A 14,856-nucleotide genomic window follows, 5' to 3' on the forward strand; every position below is an offset into this window, starting at 1 on the left:
AATATGAAAAAATCCTTATTAATTATAGTTTTAGTATTACTGTGTACATTTTTATTATCCTGTGATACTTCTTTTAATAAAATTGACATGAAAGATATAAAAACAGTAAAAGTTATAAGTCCCAATTTCACAATCTGTGAGTTTGGTCTTACATTCAATAAAATTAATACTGAGAAAATTAGCGATAATGAAAACATATATTTTACTAATAATGAATTTTATATTTGTATAAATTTTAACAAAGAGTATGAAAAAGATGTTTTGAAAGCAAATATAATCTTAAGCCCTAATTTGAATTTTGATATTATAAAGCAAGATGCATTTACTTGGCATCTCAAACCAATAAACTGGAATGTTGGGGATAAATGCAATATTCAGCTAAAGACTAAGGAAGATAATATAAGATTTAGCATACAAAAAGTAGAACAAACAAGAATTTTAGAGACGACAGTTTCCGAACCCTCTTATAGAGAGTCTATTAACTATTGTCAAATGCCTAGTGAGAATATTTATGTACCATCAAACTCTAATTTTAAAATAACTTTCAGTAATAATGTTGATAAGGAATCAGTAATATCTGAGTTAGCCAAACAATTTTCTAATGATAAAGAGTTTATTGTATATTGTAGCTTTATAAATGATAAAACATTGCTAATAAAATTTAAAAATAAAGAAAATATAAAAAACTCAATTGTAGTTTTTACATTGATTAATGCAAAAGATAAACATGGGTGTTATATAGATGATAATGATGGGTATAACTTTTTATTAAAAAATAAAAAGTGTTTAGTAAAATATAATCCTACTCAAAAAAAAGAAGAAAGTATATTTTTACCTAAAGTAATCGATACTGCAGCTTTATCAGGTAATTGTAATTATTTGGTCTACACAGACTATGTGAGAAGAATAATAGATAACGGTGATGTGCCAAATAACTCTTCTTTTGATTCATTCTTAAATATATTCTCGCTTGAGAATGATAAATATACACATATAGAGGAATTAAAAAGTTGTGATATAAATTCACCTAAGTATGCTTTATGTGGCAATACTCATTTCTTTTACAATAATTCAATATATAGTTCCAATGGAAATTTGCTTTACTCGTTTAATCACGATATTCGAAACGTCAATTTTTCACCAAATGAAAATAGTATAGCAATTTCATATGTCAAGCAATTTCCAGAAGATAAAATAAACACAACTAACATTGATATTTTTGATCTCAATAACATGGACATTTTAAACAGCTATGAACTTGAAAGCTATCCATTTGATATAACTACAGATCAATATGATTTAGCTACAGTGGACTTTGTTTTTGTTAATTCTAGTACAATTTTGTTTGAAACAAAACAAAAAGAACTAAAAATATTAGATTTAAGTACTAAAGAAATTAAGAATTTCATTAAAGGCTCTTTTATTAGCGAGGATAAAAGAGCAAATAATTGTATATCACCCAATAAGAAAAATATCATTATAGAGAATGAAAATGAAACAATCATAATTGACACCACTACAAAAGAAACAATATACAAGTTTAAAAGTAATATAAAACCTAAAAACATTGTATGGGCAAACAATAACTCTCTCTATTTTAATGATAATACTCTACGCTTTGATGAAAAGAGAAGTGATACAATATTTAGCTTAACTGAAGATTATCAAATTAATGAACTTGATATTTTAGGTTTGCCATTATTTTATTCCGCGGAGAGAGAGCTTTTTATACTTAAAGATTAAACTTTGTTTAATATGACTAGGGATATTAATATCTCTAGTCATATATTTTTTACTTTTATATAATTACTTTCATATTATAAATAACTCTTGTTTAATTCTTAAATTTTACCCAATGAAATAAGAATAACCAAATTATCTACTGCTCTTTATATTATTCATCTTTCTCTAGGCTTAATACAAAGTTTAATTCTTTAGGACTATATTTAGCTTTATATTCCTTTTCAGTTAATGTACCACCGATAGAAGCCCAAAGGTCTTGCTGCCACTCTTCGTTATAGTCTAATAAACTGTATGTAAGATTTAATTTTTCAGCTTTTATAGCTTTTTCTTTAATAATAATAATTTTCTCTTCACAAGAATAATTTGTGGGTATTTGCTCATCAAGTTTACCAGTTACCTCAAGGTTCTCTAAATTATAACCATCTGGTAATGTAGCACTCCAACCCATAAAACTAAATGACATTGCTTTATCCGATTTGTTTTCAATAGATACACTAATTTCTATTTGCTCATAATCTGAGGCTTTAACAATTTCACTACCTATTGCAAAATACTGCCCATTCTCTTTACCATAATTGTCTTGAGTTCTGTCTCCAATTACATCTGTCACACTTACAGCTGTAATGGCCATTGATATTTTATCTTCTTCTAATTTGGTTCCTAAAACATAATCCTCAGATCCAGATGGGGTTGCTCCCTTACTACATCCTAATACACCAACAGCAATTACCAACATCAGCATAATTAACACTATTTTTTTCATTTAAACTCTCCTAAGCAATTTTGTAATACTAAGGTACAGTATCATATGTTCATAATTAATGCTACTCTTTTTTATAAATAACAAATGTTATACACTAAAAATGAAATTATACATCTCCATACTGGAAATAACAATTAATAAAACAGCTAATTTAATTTTTTGTGGTAAAAAGTAACTGATGAAACATAAAAGTAATTAGCTGTAAACTATAAATATCTAAATGATTTTTATTATTGTAAACTACTAGTACATTCGATTTAGATGCTGAATTAAAAGTATGGGTTTCAGGACTTGGTAAATTTGAACTTCAATTTGTTAAGGGTACAGATATTAAGCCAATAGCCAAAATGTTAAGTAATACATAGTAGGTAATGTAAAATAAAAAATGAACTAGGACTACTTCCTAGTTCATTTTTTATAAGATAAGCTCTATATTGCTAAAATGGAGTCAATCAACTTGACTCTATTTTTATATTTTTTATTAGCTGTTACAACAAACTAACTATGTAGAAAAAACCAAATTGCGGTAATTTAATTATTCTTGTGAATCATACTCTAATACTTCAAAACATAAAATCTTATCTTTAACTAAATAATCTTTACGGTTTAAAAATGGGCCAATATTATTGTATTTGTTAATGGTATAAAGCTTACTACCATTACTGCTATTGTACCAACTAATAAAGCTCTCTACCTCAGACATAGCCATATCATATTCTTTTATTAAGCTGTTCTGCATTGTTATATTTAATCTAAATCGTCATCCAACACACTATCCCACATTTAGATTTTAATAGAATATATAATTATATGAGTGGATAAAAAGGATATTTTTAAATTATTGATGGAAAGCATCTATATTGATTCTATTTTATATCCTCATTAAAAACTATTTTAGCCACGTTTTATTAGTATGTGTTGGATAGTAATTATATTGTTCTTATCAGAATCATCAGGATTAAAAGGATTTAAAACATGTTTATTGAATAATAGTACAGCAAAAGATTTTACGATTCTAATCCAAAAATAAAATATGTTACGAAAGGAAATAACCTATGCATTTTACAAATAGTTTAGATAAAGATACCCAGAGTACACCAGAAGAGGTAACAGAAGATCTTCAGTTTGCAGAGAATACAACACTCAGTAATGAAGAATATCCTATTAAAGCAATAGATTATGAAGAAAAAAGGAATCTATTAGATAAAACTAAGATTGTTAAGCAAAGCTGGTCAATTGTAGAGATTTATCAGAAAATTATGAGTAAAAAACTAATACTAGATCCTCAATATCAAAGAAATTCTGTCTGGAACACAAGTAAGAAAGTAGCCTTTATAGAATCACTGTTCATGGGAATCGTTATCCCTCCAATTTATGTAGTTGAAATTCCAAATGAAAATGTTTTAGAAGGAAATAATTATGAAGTAGTCGATGGCAAACAGCGTTTATCCACAATAACATCATTCTTGGAAAACAAACTAAAACTAAACGCAAAGTACCTAGAATATTATAGTGATATTTATGGCACTAAAGTCTTTAATGAAATTAGAAAACATTATGGTGAGCACGTAAATGAATTTCTATCATCAGTTTTAGATGTTTACGTAATTACAGCTAATTCACCAGAGTTTACTAAGTATGATATATTTGCTAGATTGAATAAAGGATCTGAAAAGCTTAAGGTTAATGAAATTAGAAAAGCAATATATAGATCGAAAACGTTGGAAGTTATTGAAGGATATGTTAATCAAAACTTTAAAAAGCCTTTCTATGAGAAACTGTTTACGCCAAATGATATAAAACGTTACGATGATTATGGAAGATTCTTTAAAAGTATTGCATATTGTTTAAAGGTAGATGTTGCTTCAGGTGTAGTAAAGAATTATAATTCTAGACCACGTGATATGATTAATTCTGTCCTTGCACAGTTTCAGAATAATACATCATTACTTGATGAAAATAGCATTTTAAAGATAATAGAAAAAACACTAAAACTAAAAGAAATTTTTATGAGTTTACCAAATACTGAATATTTAATTGATTCTTGTATATATTTTGCTGTCAACTCTGATGAAGTTTTTTTTGAGAAAGTCAATGTAATCACTAGTGATAATATTATCTTGGAAACATTCAAGCGTTCCCCAACTACAACAACAAACGTTAATAAAAGAATATCTAGGATCCTGAGTATTTTAAATGAATAGAAGTAATGTCAGAAGCAAGTTAAATGTCGAGCAACTGAGATCTTTTAGTATTTATAATTTTCTAATATTATTTAGTGAACTTGAGAGAGTTGTGAAAGACGAATTTGCTCGCTCTTTAAGAAATATTGATAAAGAGCGCTATAGCAAAATTAGTTTCTATATAGGTGGAATAAAAAGTAATAATACCTATCTTGACTATGTGGAGAAAGGCTTAATGAAGCCTCTAGTTAAGTACAGCGAAAAAAAAATTAGAAATGGCTTTACTTTTAATAATATAGTAAAGTTTGATCGTTCTGAAAAAGTAATACCCAAATTTAACTTTACTGTTAAATCATTGACTCGGAAAATGGTTGAGTATGAATTCCATGACTGTTGCATTAAATTCATAAGAATGAGAAACAAACTTGCGCATGAAATTAATTGTGCTGTGTTTAAAGAAGAGTGTTATATTGAACAATTAAATAGTACATACATACAGATAAAATGTTTACCATTTCTAGAAAATATAGATATTAGCAACATTGATCAAGGTTGTGAGGCAATTTTAACAAATTGTATATTTATTAAGTCTATTATAAATACACTAAATAGAGAAGCGTAATAATAACGTCTTAGATGGGAGCTTTTTTTGCAATGGATATAAAACAATGGATTATTAAAAAAGTAGAAAATTTCAATGATAAAATCAAATCAGAAGAAGATTTAAAATTGAAGGTTGTAATTCCATATTTAAAATATTTGGGATATGACGAGAATAATATACGATACGAAAACCCAATAGAAGTCATTATTGGATCAAGAAAAACAAAGGTATTTTCAGATATTGAAATACTTATTAATGGAAAAACAGAACTTGTAATTGATACAAAAAAACCTTCTAAGTCTATTTCAGAGAAAGATATTTTACAAAGTGCTAGTTACGCAAAACTAGTGTCAACACCTTCAGCTTTATACTCTGCAACAACAAATGGTGTTGATTGCGTTGTTAGTAATATATTTACAGGAGCTAGGTTTAATGAGATCCCCTCAAAGGCACAGTTATTAAGAGATATAGCGCATACTAAAAAAATAAATTATAAAGAAGTTGAATTGAGGGAAATTAAAAGCGTTCTTTTCACTCTTTTAGAACCAGAAGAATTGTATAGAGTAATAAAGAGGTGTAAGGATGTAATAGAAAAGAAAGGCTTAATTCGGAGCGATCAGTCATTTAAAGAGATGACTAAAATTCTCTTAGTTAAAATGAATGAAGAGAGGAGAGTAAAGGTAGGGGAAGGATCAAATAGATTTACTTTAGATTACATTGATGTAAATACTAAAAAGAATAAAATTGATGTCATAAGCGTGTTTAATAAGTTATTTAATAGTGCAAAGATAAAATACAAAGAGATATACACAAAAGAAGACGAGAACTTATTGATATTTGATAATGATTGTTTATTAGAAGTAATAAAGAATTTAGAACCATTTTCTTTCTTAGGTACTGGCGACGACATCAAAGGGGCTGTATATGAAATATTTCTTAAATCTACTTTAAGAGGGGACTTTGACCAGTATTTCACCCCGCGTGAAATAGTTGATTTTATAATTAGAATAGCCGATCCAGAGCCAGGAAAAGTATTTTTAGATCCTGCATGCGGTTCTGGAGGATTCCTTATTCAAGCTTTCAATTATGTAAATCAAAAAATTGTAAATTCGCCTTTTTCTGAAGTTGAAAGCAAGAAAAAGTTTAATGATTTAATTAATAAATCAATTTGGGGCCATGAAGCAGATTATGATTTACATGTACTTGCTAAAATTAATATGATTATGCATGGAGATGGATGGAATAATATCCATCAAGGAGATACCCTTACATCGGACAAGCTCCCGAATGATCATTTTGATTTTATATTTACTAATCCACCTTTTACAATTAAATATGATTTTAATAGTGTACTTTCAAAATACGAACTTGGGCTAGGAAAGGAAAGTGAAGAGTTAGATATTTTATTCTTTGAAAAGAGTATAAATCTGTTAAAACCTGGTGGCGACCTATATATTGTTTTACCAGAAGGTTTATTGAATAATAAAGCATATGGTTATTTTAGAGAGTGGCTACTTAAGAAAACCCATCTCATTTGTTCTATTAGTTTACCAGAAGGTGCATTTATTCCTTTTGGTGGGTCTGTTTCAAAAACGTGTATTATTGGAGTTAGAAAGAAAGACAAAGCTAAACTTGATTTTAATACCCCTAACTATGTATATTTGGGTTCTGCAAAAGAAGTAGGTTATGAAACTGGTAAAAAGAACTATAAGCATAGCGAGAAAAATGATTTAGCGGTTATTCTTGATGAATCTAAAGCTGTTTTTGAGAATGTTAAATTGACATCTAATAAAGGTGAATGTGGGTGGATAGAGCAAAGCCAAATATCATCGTATCGACTTGATGCTAATTATTTGCTTAACATGATTGACAGAAGTCAACTCAAAAAGGATTTTGACAATCTCGTCCCACTGAAGAACGTATGTTATGTCGATAATATTAGTATTAAAATTGTTCAGGATATTGAGTATAATTATATAGAAGTACCCGATATTTCATCCAATACTGGTACTGTTAGTAATGTAAGATGTGTTTTAGGTAGCAAGATTAAAGCTGATTCACTTCATAGATTTTTCACTGATGATATATTGATTACTAGAATAAACCCAAGAAAAAGCAGAGTAACAATTGCACCACCAATAAATGGTATCGGTGTTATATCAAAAGAAGTCTATAGAATTGCTCTTAAGAAAAATAACGGCTTCATTGACGAGAGTAATCGGTTTATTTTAGTCGCGCTTTTACAATCAGATCGTGTAAAGAATCAAATAATCCGATTGGCAACTGGGTCATCGTCTTCAAGAGCAAGAGTACAAGTAGAGGATTTACTAAATAATGTGTATTTACCAATACCCCCGATATTAATGCAAAAAGAAATTAGCGATAGTACTTATAGATTAATAAGAGAATATTGGAGTATATCCCAAAAACTTTTATTAGGATTTACTAAAAATCATATTAAGCTTGGGTCAAATAAATGCATAAAAGATATGAGATCTGTTTAATTTCTGACTATACAGCCGTCTAAAATTATACTAAGAATTAAATTATGATATTCACTGAAATTCTAAAGAATTTTATTGAATACTATAATTCTGATTAAAAATGAAAGTTTCACTATAAATTAAAATCCACAAAAAAGCCCATTCTATAGATAAAGCAAAACTAATTTTTGTTTTATTGATATTTAGGGCTTTTTGACTTAAAAAAAGTAAAACGATATATCTGTAAGTTAGTATTCAGAAGCAAATCTAAAAACGATGCAACATAATACACAACCTCGAAACTATTATTTCAATAATAAAGTAACTTCCTGTTAAAGTATAGTTAGAAAGTACTTTTTTTTGTTGCGTGCCTGGCAGGATTCGAACCTGCGACCTCCTGAATCTTTAAGGGCGTTTTAGAGCGTATCAATAATTTCTAATTTTATTGTATCTACAACGTTTTTATACATTCCATAAAATAACAAATAAGCTTTTATACAAAACTGAGTGGTTAAAAAGTGGTTAATTTAAATATCGTATAGTTCATTATTAAGCCATTTCCATAACGCTTGAGCACCTACTCTTTTATATGATTGAGTTATATAAACAGTAGGGAAATCTTTACGAGCCATCAGCTCATCCGCCTTAGGTCTAGAGATACCAAGTATCCCGGATAATTCAGTGGGATTTATAATTTTAGGCCAATTACTTGGATATGGTTTTATGTTTTCAACTACTTGATCGACTGCTTTTTGAACAATGTTAGCTATAGCTTGTTCTAATTCATTCATATAAATACCTCTTATAATTTATCAATTTAATACTTAAGAATTAGAACGGTTAATTACAAGACCCTTTTCGAAAAATAATCTATCCCATTCTTCTTTAATATCTTTATAATTTATTGAACTAGATTCAATAATTTTATCTACAATTTTATCTTCATAAACTAAAACAATATTATCTGAGTTACAAACTATCAAGTGATTTATAAACTTAGAGATTTTATCAGTAATGTGTATTTTAACAATTTTTTTTGTTGATTGATTTCCAGCTAGGAATAAACATATTTTGGGTGTAATAGGATAAAAAATACCGCTTGCAAAATCCCTACTATCGTTATTACTATTAAAAAAGCAAGGATTGTCACTAGTAATAAAGCAATTAACTTTAGAGTATAAAATACAAATTGTTCTGTTTAGTAAGTACTTATAGTATCGTGTTATAAAATTATTCCTTTTTTTTGAATAATCGTATAAAGTATAGAACCATAGCTGTTTAACAATATCGTCTTTTGAATAGTATTCATCCATATTAACTAACTCATTAACCCCTAAAACTTCTTTAACAATTCTAATTTTATCGTCTAATTTATTAAACTCTTGCAAGTCTTTATAATTTGATCTTATCCTAAGTATTTGTGTTGCTACTACTTCCATTAGATACTTGCTTTTCGTTTTGCTTATAGCACCTTTCTTTTTTGTAACATAATTATTAATAGATATAAGAAATCCATTCCATTTATTTTCGATGCTCGTATTTATATAGATCTCAAATATCATACTAAAGCATTTATCCCAATTAGCTAAGATTCTATTTTTGATTTCTAAGTTTGAAACAGCTTGCGAAGACTTAACTATTTTCCAGTCAAATATTTTATTAAATAATAAAGCATACTGATATGTGTCTTCAATCTCTTTACCGTTATATGTACAAATATAATCATCTATAAGAAATCCAAATATTTTATTATACTCATCACTAAACTTATTAGACTCCACTACATTATAGGGAGAAAAAATATATTCATCTGGTAAAAAACATATGTCTTCTATTTCCTTTTTTTGACCTACATCTTTTAAACTATCTGAATTAAAAGCATAAATATGGTTTGGTTCTCCTACGATTTCCCATTTTTTCAAATATACCTGTGGCACAATATGACATTTCATTTCTTTAGTCCTCAAATTTTCTTATATTTAATTCAATACCAAAACAAAGCAAGCTACTGTTTATCTACCATACATTTAATTTTTTATCTCAGCACGCAATTCTCTAATATTAATACTACCAAAATCATATTTATCAAGCTCTTCTTCTGTGTAATCTATTAAGGGATGATTATAAACAGGCTTAGGGTTATACTTAGGTGATTTTTTATAGCATTTATAACACGTTTCATATCTCATCTTTTTGTATTCTTCACAACATACAGGACATAAGTCTTTACCTTTTGAAATCTCATACTTAATAGAAGAATAATTTCTTATGGGCTGCGTTTGCTGTAGTCTTAAACCTTCAGTACTTCCACATTGCTCACAACTAGCTTTTATAATTCTATCTCTTTTTCTATATACTCGTCAGTACGAAAAAACTCTTTTTCAATATTCTTTTTTGAATAGATAATATCAGCGGCCTTTTTAGGTGTTATTAAATCATTAGTAAGTCTATTCTTTAAATCAAGTAAATCATGGGAATTTATATCTACCGTACCAAAATCCTCTCTTTATTTTTTTTCTTACACAATCTATTACACACCTAACTACCAAATCCTGCCTTTAAATCAAAAAAAAAGAGTCACCCGCTAAGGTGACATCTCTCATAATAGTTTAATTATTATTATCATACTCCATTACTTCAAAGCATAAAATCTTGTCTTTAACTAAATAGTCTTTACGGTTTAAAAATGGGCCAATATTATTGTATTTGTTAATAGTGTAAAGCTTACTTCCACTACTCCTATTGTACCAACTAATAAAGCTCTCGACCTCAGTCATGGACATATCATATTCTTTTATTAAACTATTCTGCATTGTGATATTTAATAATGCTCTGTTAACTATAGGTGCAAAAGGTGTAGCAGATGCCTCATTAGAGTTCTCACTTTCACCATCTGCATTTACAGCAGTAACAACATAATAGTATGTAGTTCCGTTATTTACATTAGTATCTATGTAAGAAGTTGATGTTACATTATCAGCTATAGCTGTATATGGTCCACCTTGTGTTGTTGACCTTTTAACGTTATATGATTCAGCTCCATCTACAGCGTTCCAGTTTAGGGTTACTTGTGAGTTAGCTGGGGTTGCTGTTAGGTTGGTTGGTGATTGAACTGTATCCTTATGTATAGTTATTTCAACTAAATCACCATAACTATAATAGTTGTGGGAGTATGAACCTCCACTAATGTATATTTTATTATTAAAGACTGTACTTGCTGCATAATTTCTATCAGTTTCATAAAAATTATTAACTAAATTCCACTCATTTGTATTAGGGTCATATACTTCTGTACTAATATCTGGCTTAGTAGATATAGAATATATTTTTCCATTTATTACTGCTGACTGATGGTATCCATACGGCTTAGTGTTTAACATATTTGCTACAGTCGACCATGTTTTTGTTTCAGTGTCGTAGACATCTACAATGCTTTTGTGACTACCATCACTTAATCCACCAAAAGCATATATCTTACTGCCTATAACTTCAAATAAACCATGATTTCTATTATTAGGTAAGTTGGTTACTGTCTCCCAAATATTAGTATTAGGATCGAATACATCAACTTCGCTTAAAACTTCATCTGCAGTACCCCTTGCATCTTCACCACCTAATACATAGATCTTATCATTTACAACTACAGCTCTATTATTAACTCTTTTACGAGGCATTGAAGGCAAAGAAGACCATGTATTATTAGCAATATCGTATGCTTCAGCAGAATTTGCAACATAACTACTTCCTGATGCTGACATTCCTCCACCGAAAATATATATTTTCCCATCATAATAAGCAGCACCGAATAAAGATCTTTTATCTGTACTTGCTTTAGTTTCCCATGTGTTTGAAACTGGATTATATTTTTTGAACTGTAGTACTGTCGTTGTTACTTGAGGTGAACCACCAATAATATAAATACTATCTTCGGTAGCGACTAAACAATGACGATATCTACCATAACTCAAACCAGCCTTCTTTTCCCAAGTATAAGTCTCCTCAGCTACTCCAACAAACAGATTACTTAATACAACTAGTACCATTAAACTAACAACAGTAATCCCTTTTAATACTCTTTTTCTCATTTTTTCAAATCTCCTTATATTTATTTACAGGTATATATTCTACAAATCAACTTTATTTCCTTTAAATACTTCAAAATAAAAATAGAGCCATCAATTAAGATGACTCGTACTTTTCAGTTATTCTATTAAACATTTCCCAAGTAACCCATGCTGGTAATGGCTCTGATAGATTCTCTATCCATTGCTCTGGATTGTTTCTCCAATCTATTTTAATGAAATCAATAAGTTACATCATACTTTAGGGCTATCATTTTTTTAACTTATTGTTATATAGGAGTTTTTTTATTGCATATCTCCTTTATGGAGTTTATAATGAGTAAAAGGGGTGATTTAATGTTTTGTGGTAAAAGACTTAAACATCTTAGACTAACCAATAATATGAAGCAAACACAATTAGCTGATAAGTTACAAATATCAAAAGGTTGTATCTCAAGATATGAGCTAGGTATAAGAAATCCTAATTTACATACCTTACTTAAGATGTCAGTTGTTTTTAATGTATCTACTGATTATTTACTTGGCAGAGATTTGTTTGTAGAATCAATACTAAAATAATAAAAGCACCTTATTTACAGGTGCTTTTTTCTTTGCTTGTTATTAAGTTACAGCCCTCTCATTGCTGTGTATGCTTATTATATGCTCGTACCTGGGATTTGGGTAGTGTTAATCACAAGTGATTAAATGCTTCTTTTTCACCGTAAGGTGAATAACACACCCATAGGGTATATCACTACTAAAGGTAAAACCACGCACAAAAGTGCATATCACTCAAACAGTTGCCCTTACCCCTTGAAGATAATAACATAGAGTGGATTTTATCAATTATAAGTATTAATATGTCCTTTAATAAGTATTTTTTAGAGAGATTATATAGGTTTATGATGCGTTAATTGAAGGGAGGAAAGTGTTATAGTGCTTCGCACTGTAATATTCATACATGAGTGAGATTAATCACAAGTGATTAAGTGATATGATATGCTTCTCTCTCACCGTAAGGTGAATATGACACCTGCAGGGTATATCACTACCAAAGGTAATACCACGCACGATAGTGCATATCCAAAGGTTGCCCTTACCCCTTGAAAATTAGGCATTTAAATACTACAAAGCAAATGAAGTGTCACCCTGTGACATGAAGTATCTTCGATATGAAGTGCCTTACGGCATGAAGTGAAGCTTACCACAAATGTGCGAATGCACACTTCATTAGCGCAGCGACTTCATGTGTGAAAACACACTTCACTTACCTAAGGTAAACTTCATTAAAAAAAGCATCCTAAATGGATGCTCTTTTTTTGGCGTGCCTGGCAGGATTCGAACCTGCGACCTCCTGATTCGTAGTCAGTTACTCTATCCGGACTGAGCTACAAGCACATGTAAATGGCGGAGAGAGCGGGATTCGAACCCGCGATACGAGTTTTGCCCGTATAATCGCTTAGCAGGCGACCGCCTTCGACCTACTCGGCCATCTCTCCATGTCATGTGGCGGAGAAGGTGGGATTCGAACCCACGGCCCCTTACGGAGTCACCAATTTTCAAGACTGGCTCCTTAAACCACTCGGACACCTCTCCAAATCTGACGGACTATAATATAACATGAATTTTAAGTATTGTCAAACAAAATGACTAAAATATTTGCTCATATTCACATTAGTAAAATTTATGTATTATTTGTAATTTTTTTGGCTATTACAACATGCTTCGACTTTGTTTTTAACTAGTGTGTGCTACTATTAAGTCAGTAAAGGAACTCATTCTTATTAGCTCATTCTCCTTTCTTCCTATTTAGCCGGCGCTTAGCTGGCTGTTTTTTTTGCCATTTACCGATTAAGTCTTTAAAACGACCAATTACAAAATAATTTACACAAACGGTCAAAAATATATTATAGTATAGCTAGAAAGACTCTGATTCGCTCTCACTGCCTTTAGTGATTGGCTGGCCAAATCTCAAATTTGAATCAGAGTCTGCTTGTTTTAAAAATTAAGATTCACTCTACTAATAGAACCTTATAGTTTAAATTATTATTCGTTATGTACAATAATTCGACATATGATACCGATTAGGCTTTTATAATGACCAATTAGCAATTATTTATGTATTTACAGTGTTTTTAATATAAAATGAATATAGATTTAATGCACAAATGTGTTAGGAAAAAAATTTTTATTATAGATTTTAAATGTGTTTTAATACTTCATGGTATACTTAATTTATAGAAAATTAAGTAAAGGATGAAACCAATGAAGTTGAGAGAAAACCTTTGTAAGTGGGTTATAGCACAAATTAAAACACAAAATACCGATTTAAGTGAAACTAGGGTAGCTGAATTAGAGTATGGTTTTCATTGTTTTTATACTTTTATAACCAAAATCTCTTTCATCATTATACTCTCGATTATACTTAAAATGACTCCAGAGATACTTACGGTTATTATTACCTTTTTGTTTGTAAGATCTTTTGCTGGAGGCATACACGCAGAATCGTCTTTAGCCTGTTTGGTAACTACTACAGCTATATATTTTGGAGTATCTTTTGCTGCTATACATATCCACATACCATTTATGATACTTATCAGTATGGCTGTATTTGCAATAGTTTTAATCGCTATTTTTGCACCAGCCGATGTTGCAAATAAGCCAATTCGGGGAATAAAACATAAGCGTAAGTTAAAAACACTATCTGTTATATTTGCAATTGTGTTTACTACAATAGCATTTTTTATGAGACCTGTTTTACAGAATGCAATTTTACTATCTATTTTTGTAGAAAGCATAATGGTTACCCCTTTGGCTTATAAGCTAACTAATACCTTAGGAGGAGAACATTATGAAGAAATTGTTTAAAAAATCATTAATTATATCAGCTTTAACAGCACTTTGTGTGCTTTTTGCTGCCTCTTCTAGTGCAGCTACACTAATTTCGGTTTGGGATCAACCAAAGATTCCTAAATCACTAATTATTGAAGAATAGTAATTAAGTTGCTTTCATCCTTAT

General features: G+C 29.6%; 13 protein-coding genes and 3 tRNA genes. 7 read left to right on the forward strand and 9 right to left on the reverse strand.

Annotation, left to right across the window (positions count from 1 at the left end; all coding sequences use genetic code 11):
• Nucleotides 1–3: 3 nt before the first annotated feature.
• Nucleotides 4–1,743 (forward strand): hypothetical protein, encoded by a 1,740-nt coding sequence (locus IMX26_RS10125; RefSeq protein ID WP_195158272.1) that lies wholly within the window; start codon nucleotides 4–6, stop codon nucleotides 1,741–1,743.
• Nucleotides 1,744–1,894: 151 nt separating this feature from the next.
• On the opposite strand, the gene IMX26_RS10130 is transcribed toward IMX26_RS10125, so the two are convergent.
• Together IMX26_RS10130 and IMX26_RS10140 are read right to left on the reverse strand one after the other, a co-directional pair.
• Nucleotides 1,895–2,506 carry a hypothetical protein gene (locus IMX26_RS10130; RefSeq protein WP_195158273.1) on the reverse strand — a complete coding sequence of 204 codons (612 nt, stop codon included), beginning with the start codon at nucleotides 2,504–2,506 and terminating at the stop codon, nucleotides 1,895–1,897.
• A 535-nt stretch (nucleotides 2,507–3,041) separates the two neighbouring features.
• The gene (locus IMX26_RS10140) at nucleotides 3,042–3,245 is read right to left on the reverse strand and encodes a galactose oxidase (RefSeq protein ID WP_195158274.1); all 204 of its coding nucleotides are present in this window, start codon (nucleotides 3,243–3,245) and stop codon (nucleotides 3,042–3,044) included.
• A gap of 316 nt (nucleotides 3,246–3,561) precedes the next feature.
• On the opposite strand from IMX26_RS10140, the gene IMX26_RS10145 reads away from it, so the two are divergent.
• The 3 genes from IMX26_RS10145 to IMX26_RS10155 are packed head-to-tail and all read left to right on the forward strand — an operon-like array spanning nucleotide 3,562 to nucleotide 7,797.
• Nucleotides 3,562–4,710: a DUF262 domain-containing protein gene (locus IMX26_RS10145; RefSeq protein WP_195158275.1), complete on the forward strand. Its 1,149-nt coding sequence runs from the start codon at nucleotides 3,562–3,564 to the stop codon at nucleotides 4,708–4,710.
• Nucleotides 4,703–5,311, forward strand: coding sequence for a hypothetical protein (locus tag IMX26_RS10150; protein ID WP_195158276.1), 609 nt, complete (start codon nucleotides 4,703–4,705; stop codon nucleotides 5,309–5,311). The genes IMX26_RS10145 and IMX26_RS10150 overlap by 8 nt, the downstream gene beginning before the upstream one ends.
• A 32-nt stretch (nucleotides 5,312–5,343) precedes the next feature.
• A complete protein-coding gene (locus IMX26_RS10155; protein ID WP_195158277.1) occupies nucleotides 5,344–7,797 on the forward strand; it encodes an N-6 DNA methylase in 2,454 nt (817 codons plus the stop codon).
• Between the two features lie 506 nt (nucleotides 7,798–8,303).
• On the opposite strand, the gene IMX26_RS10160 is transcribed toward IMX26_RS10155, so the two are convergent.
• The 4 genes from IMX26_RS10160 to IMX26_RS10175 all read right to left on the reverse strand — a co-directional run bounded on the left by IMX26_RS10160 (nucleotide 8,304) and on the right by IMX26_RS10175 (nucleotide 11,861).
• Nucleotides 8,304–8,567, reverse strand: coding sequence for a hypothetical protein (locus IMX26_RS10160; RefSeq protein WP_195158278.1), 264 nt, complete (start codon nucleotides 8,565–8,567; stop codon nucleotides 8,304–8,306).
• Nucleotides 8,568–8,600: 33 nt separating this feature from the next.
• On the reverse strand, nucleotides 8,601–9,728 hold the full coding sequence (locus tag IMX26_RS10165) for a DUF4238 domain-containing protein (protein WP_195158279.1): 1,128 nt from the start codon (nucleotides 9,726–9,728) through the stop codon (nucleotides 8,601–8,603).
• Between the two features lie 75 nt (nucleotides 9,729–9,803).
• On the reverse strand, nucleotides 9,804–9,965 hold the full coding sequence (locus IMX26_RS10170) for a hypothetical protein (RefSeq protein WP_195158280.1): 162 nt from the start codon (nucleotides 9,963–9,965) through the stop codon (nucleotides 9,804–9,806).
• 420 nt (nucleotides 9,966–10,385) lie between these two features.
• Nucleotides 10,386–11,861 (reverse strand): kelch repeat-containing protein, encoded by a 1,476-nt coding sequence (locus IMX26_RS10175; protein WP_195158281.1) that lies wholly within the window; start codon nucleotides 11,859–11,861, stop codon nucleotides 10,386–10,388.
• 312 nt (nucleotides 11,862–12,173) lie between these two features.
• Here IMX26_RS10175 and IMX26_RS10180 point away from each other — a divergent pair, with 312 nt between their 5' ends.
• Nucleotides 12,174–12,416 (forward strand): helix-turn-helix transcriptional regulator, encoded by a 243-nt coding sequence (locus IMX26_RS10180; protein WP_195158282.1) that lies wholly within the window; start codon nucleotides 12,174–12,176, stop codon nucleotides 12,414–12,416.
• Between the two features lie 741 nt (nucleotides 12,417–13,157).
• On the opposite strand, the gene IMX26_RS10185 is transcribed toward IMX26_RS10180, so the two are convergent.
• The 3 genes from IMX26_RS10185 to IMX26_RS10195 form a co-directional block, all read right to left on the reverse strand.
• Nucleotides 13,158–13,235: transfer RNA gene (locus tag IMX26_RS10185), tRNA-Arg, on the reverse strand.
• Between the two features lie 7 nt (nucleotides 13,236–13,242).
• A tRNA-Ser gene (locus IMX26_RS10190) sits at nucleotides 13,243–13,336 on the reverse strand.
• Nucleotides 13,337–13,344: 8 nt separating this feature from the next.
• A tRNA-Ser gene (locus tag IMX26_RS10195) sits at nucleotides 13,345–13,433 on the reverse strand.
• 669 nt (nucleotides 13,434–14,102) lie between these two features.
• Here IMX26_RS10195 and IMX26_RS10200 point away from each other — a divergent pair.
• Together IMX26_RS10200 and IMX26_RS10205 are read left to right on the forward strand one after the other, a co-directional pair.
• Nucleotides 14,103–14,705 (forward strand): accessory gene regulator B family protein, encoded by a 603-nt coding sequence (locus IMX26_RS10200; protein WP_195158283.1) that lies wholly within the window; start codon nucleotides 14,103–14,105, stop codon nucleotides 14,703–14,705.
• Entirely contained in the window at nucleotides 14,689–14,832 is a 144-nt protein-coding gene (locus tag IMX26_RS10205; RefSeq protein ID WP_195158284.1) for a hypothetical protein, read from the forward strand. Before IMX26_RS10200 ends, IMX26_RS10205 begins: the two co-directional genes overlap by 17 nt.
• Nucleotides 14,833–14,856 lie beyond the last annotated feature (24 nt).

The sequence above is a fragment of the Clostridium sp. 'deep sea' genome, from assembly GCF_014931565.1.
Lineage (GTDB): Bacteria > Bacillota > UBA994 > PWPR01 > PWPR01.

Coding starts and splice junctions, on each gene's coding strand:
- IMX26_RS10125 (WP_195158272.1), top strand. CDS start 4: ATGAAAAAATCCTTATTAATTATAGTTTTAGTATTACTGTGTACATTT.
- IMX26_RS10130 (WP_195158273.1), bottom strand. CDS start 2,506: ATGAAAAAAATAGTGTTAATTATGCTGATGTTGGTAATTGCTGTTGGT.
- IMX26_RS10140 (WP_195158274.1), bottom strand. CDS start 3,245: ATGCAGAACAGCTTAATAAAAGAATATGATATGGCTATGTCTGAGGTA.
- IMX26_RS10145 (WP_195158275.1), top strand. CDS start 3,562: ATGCATTTTACAAATAGTTTAGATAAAGATACCCAGAGTACACCAGAA.
- IMX26_RS10150 (WP_195158276.1), top strand. CDS start 4,703: ATGAATAGAAGTAATGTCAGAAGCAAGTTAAATGTCGAGCAACTGAGA.
- IMX26_RS10155 (WP_195158277.1), top strand. CDS start 5,344: ATGGATATAAAACAATGGATTATTAAAAAAGTAGAAAATTTCAATGAT.
- IMX26_RS10160 (WP_195158278.1), bottom strand. CDS start 8,567: ATGAATGAATTAGAACAAGCTATAGCTAACATTGTTCAAAAAGCAGTC.
- IMX26_RS10165 (WP_195158279.1), bottom strand. CDS start 9,728: ATGAAATGTCATATTGTGCCACAGGTATATTTGAAAAAATGGGAAATC.
- IMX26_RS10170 (WP_195158280.1), bottom strand. CDS start 9,965: ATGAGATATGAAACGTGTTATAAATGCTATAAAAAATCACCTAAGTAT.
- IMX26_RS10175 (WP_195158281.1), bottom strand. CDS start 11,861: ATGAGAAAAAGAGTATTAAAAGGGATTACTGTTGTTAGTTTAATGGTA.
- IMX26_RS10180 (WP_195158282.1), top strand. CDS start 12,174: ATGAGTAAAAGGGGTGATTTAATGTTTTGTGGTAAAAGACTTAAACAT.
- IMX26_RS10200 (WP_195158283.1), top strand. CDS start 14,103: ATGAAGTTGAGAGAAAACCTTTGTAAGTGGGTTATAGCACAAATTAAA.
- IMX26_RS10205 (WP_195158284.1), top strand. CDS start 14,689: ATGAAGAAATTGTTTAAAAAATCATTAATTATATCAGCTTTAACAGCA.